The organism is Streptomyces sp. NPDC002513 (assembly GCF_053595355.1).
Window position 1 is genome coordinate 1 of sequence record NZ_JBSFXK010000136.1, and the last position, 3,318, is coordinate 3,318.

Here is a 3,318-nt window from a genome sequence, read left to right on the forward strand (position 1 = left end):
ACCTTGCTCGACACAAGCTGATCTACCAGGGGTCCCGTTTCCACTGTTCAGGCGGGGTTGCCACCACCTCAAGATCCCTAACGCAACGGCGTTGATGAGTTGAGCTCTGGACCTTGCGTTCGACGATCTTGGTCGGCAGAGCGCAGTGGCTCTCCCGTCAAGTGAGAACCAACCTCTGCCTGCCGTCGATGAGCTCGCGCACGGCGTCCAAGTGACCGGCGTGGGTGGCGGTCTCGGTGATCACGTGCAGGACGACCTCACGCAGGTTGTCGAGGCGCCAGTTACCGAAGAAGTCCGGCCACCAGCTCGGGGCCGCCTCCAGGTCTGCGCCGGCAAGGAAGGTGTCGGCGAGCTCCCCTTCCTTGCGGTAGAGAGCGAAGACCTCCTCGGCTGTTTTCTCCGGGGCAGGCTGCCACGCGTTCTCCCCAGACCCGAGGATCTCTTCGATCGCCGCTTGCTCCCCCGCAGCAACCGCGCGGAACCAGAACTTCTCGTCGTCCAGAACACTGACATCCGGCTCACTGAGCGTTTCAGGATGCCGTTCGGAGTCGTCGGAGGCAGATGATGCCACAGGCGAGTTCGAGGAGGCCGCGGTGGAGGTCGGCGCGCCGCTCGTAGCGGGTGCGGAGGCGCTTGAACTGGTGCAGCCAGGCGAATGCGAGCTCAACGATCCAGCGCACCTTGTCCAGTCCGGAACCGTGTGCGACGTCGCGTCGGGCGATCAGCCGCTTGATGCCACGCTTCCACAGCAGGCGGCGCCGGATCTCGCGGACTGGTTGCGGCATGAGCCCGAGCTTCGAGGGCTGGTCACCTTCGCCAACCCCGAGCCGAGCCGGGCGAGTTGGGGGCACTGGCCGATGCCTTGGCCGTCGCCGTGGGCAGCGGAGGGGTGTTGACGGCGCTGACTGCGTCGCTGCGGGCTTATCTGTCGCAGCCGCGCAAGTCGGATGTCCGGATCCTGGTGCGCGCGGAGGGGCGCAGTGTGACCGTGGAGGCCGAGCGCGTCAACGATGTCGAGGCGTTGCTCCGCGAGACCCTTCGGCATCTGGGATGAGCGCCCAGCCGCCCCGTGAGGCTTCTCAACGTGAGGAGGCGCGGTACGCTCACCAGGTCACCCCCGCACCACGCCTCAGCAGGCGAGGCGAAGGCCCGGGCGGTCGACCGCCGCCGGTCCCGGATCGTGCTGGTCGGCACTCCTGCCTACGACGATCCACGGCTCGCGGACATCCCGGTGGTCGCCAACAACATCGCCGGCCTGCATCAGGTGCTCACCGACCCGCGGTTGGGCGGTGTCGACCCCGACAACTGCCGGTCTGCCTCAGGTACCGTCAGCGTTGCCGAGGCCGGCGACCTGCTCGCACGGGCCCGCCGCGGAGGCCGAGGACCTTCTGCTCTTTTACTACAGTGGGCACGGGCTTCTCGAACCGCGGCGTCGTGAACTGTACTTGAGCTTGTCCGCCACCCGGCCTGACCGACCGCAGTTCACCGCCCTGCCGTTCCAGGCCGTGCGTGATGTCTTTCTGGACAGCAGGGCGGCAGTCCGCGCGGTGATCCTGGACAGCTGCTTCAGCGGGCGGGCGATCGGCGAGACCTTGACCGAGGATGCCAACACGATCCTCGGTCAGCTCCAGGTAGCCGGGACGTACACACTGACCGCCGCCCCCGGGAACCGGGCCGCGCTGGCCCTCCCTGGTGAACAGCACACCGCATTCACCGAGCGCCTGCTGCGACTGCTTCGCACCGGCAGCGCACAGGCAGGGGAGTTACTCAGCCTCGGCGACATCTACCGGCATCTTCAGGTCCAACTCCAGGCCGAGGGGCTGCCGGTGCCGCAGCAGTGCGGCACCGAAACCGCCGATCTGCTGGGCTTGGTCCGCAATCGGCATCCCCGCCGCATCCGCCCTGCGGCGCTGACCGCCGTCGCACCACCGACAACCCTTCACCTGGCCCACACCGCGCGTGCGGACGGCTCGCGCTCAACAAATGGCCGACCATACTTTCGAATTCGCGTCTATCTCGCAAGCTTCGAGACCACCGACCTCTATCGGGTCACCAGGGTCGACTACCATCTGCACCCGACCTTCCCCGAGCCGGACCGCACGGTTACCGACCGCTCGACCGACTTCGGCCTGGTGGTGCTCGCCTGGGGGGTCTTCAATCTCACGGCCGACGTCTACTTGGCGGGGCGGCGGACACCCGTCCGGCTTGAGCGCTACCTCAACATCTCTTGAGCGCTACCTCAACATCCGACGGCTTTAGAGGCCGCTCAGGTAGGCGACGGGTCATGGTTGGCGTTGTGGGCGTGTATCCCAGCGGTGGGTGGTCCAGGCTCGGCGGATCAGGCTACGGACGGTGATTATCGTGTCGGCGAGGTCGAAGAGCGCCTCGATGACGCTGATCTGCCGTTCATAGCAGCGTGCCAGTCGGTGGAAGGCGTTCTGCCAGGCGTGGGTTCGCCCGACGTGCCACCGCTGGGTGGCCTGGACCGGCGCCTTGGTTCCCTTGCGGGCGATCCGGCCGTGCAGCCCGCGCTCGGCGAGCAGGGTGCGTGACTTCGCCGAGTCGTGTCCGGCGTCGAGGTGCACGGTGATCTCGTCTGGTAGTGGCCCAAGTCCGGTCAGCAGGTCCAGGGTTGGCGCCAGGAGCGGCGAGTCGTGGCAGTTGGCGCCGGCCAGGACGCGGCCGAGCGGGATGACGTAGCCGTCGGTCATGCCCGACCGCTTCATGCCTTGCTTGCCTCGGTCGACCGGCGAGCGTCCGGCCGCTTCACCGCCGCCTGGAGCCTTGGTGATGGCGCCGTCCACGGCGATCTGGTCCAGGACGAGACCGACGATGCGGTCGTAGGCGTCGAGTGCGATCTGGTTCAGCCGGGCGAACAGCCCCAGGTGTATCCACTCGTCCCGGCGGCCTCGGATCATGCTGGCCGAGCAACGTGGAGTCCGCGATCGCCTCGTAGGAGCAGCCGAAGCGAAGGACTTGCAGCAGCTTGTCGAAGACGATCCGGTCGCTGATCCGACGTCGGTGGCAGCCCAGCGGGTGGGTCGCAGCGAACTCGGGCCGCTGCGGCAGCGGTGCGGCGAATTGGTCCCAGAGTGGGTCGGTCAGCCATGATGGAAGAACGGGCACAGGTCTCCCCAGTCGTCACAGAGCGTCGCAACTCCATGATCACCGGAACCTGTGCCTACCTTGCTGCCGAGGCTCCACGCGCCGCCGATCTGCGCGAGCTCTTAGAACTCCTAACAAAGTGAGAGGTTGACCAGTCGGCGCCAGCAGATGATGCCGCAGGCCAGGCTGAGGAACGCTTCGTGGATGTCGTCG

2 protein-coding genes and 3 pseudogenes are annotated in these 3,318 nt (G+C 67.0%); 2 read left to right on the forward strand and 3 right to left on the reverse strand.

Annotation, left to right across the window (positions count from 1 at the left end; translation table 11 throughout):
- Positions 1 to 157: 157 nt before the first annotated feature.
- Both ACWD5Q_RS35215 and ACWD5Q_RS35220 read right to left on the reverse strand, forming a co-directional pair.
- Complete coding sequence (locus tag ACWD5Q_RS35215) at positions 158 to 571, reverse strand: mycothiol transferase (protein ID WP_451431140.1); 414 nt, start codon at positions 569 to 571, stop codon at positions 158 to 160.
- Positions 531 to 764: pseudogene (locus ACWD5Q_RS35220) on the reverse strand (transposase); the annotation flags it as partial. The gene ACWD5Q_RS35215 and the pseudogene ACWD5Q_RS35220, both read right to left, overlap by 41 nt.
- A gap of 56 nt (positions 765 to 820) precedes the next feature.
- Between ACWD5Q_RS35220 and ACWD5Q_RS35225 the strand changes: the two are divergent.
- Together ACWD5Q_RS35225 and ACWD5Q_RS35230 are read left to right on the forward strand one after the other, a co-directional pair.
- Positions 821 to 1,054 (forward strand): annotated as a pseudogene (locus ACWD5Q_RS35225) (effector-associated constant component EACC1); the annotation flags it as partial.
- Positions 1,055 to 1,289: 235 nt separating this feature from the next.
- Positions 1,290 to 2,231 carry a caspase, EACC1-associated type gene (locus ACWD5Q_RS35230; RefSeq protein ID WP_451431141.1) on the forward strand — a complete coding sequence of 314 codons (942 nt, stop codon included), beginning with the start codon at positions 1,290 to 1,292 and terminating at the stop codon, positions 2,229 to 2,231.
- Positions 2,232 to 2,282: 51 nt separating this feature from the next.
- Here ACWD5Q_RS35230 and ACWD5Q_RS35235 read toward each other — a convergent pair.
- Positions 2,283 to 3,126 (reverse strand): annotated as a pseudogene (locus tag ACWD5Q_RS35235) (IS5 family transposase).
- Between the last annotated feature and the right edge of the window lie 192 nt (positions 3,127 to 3,318).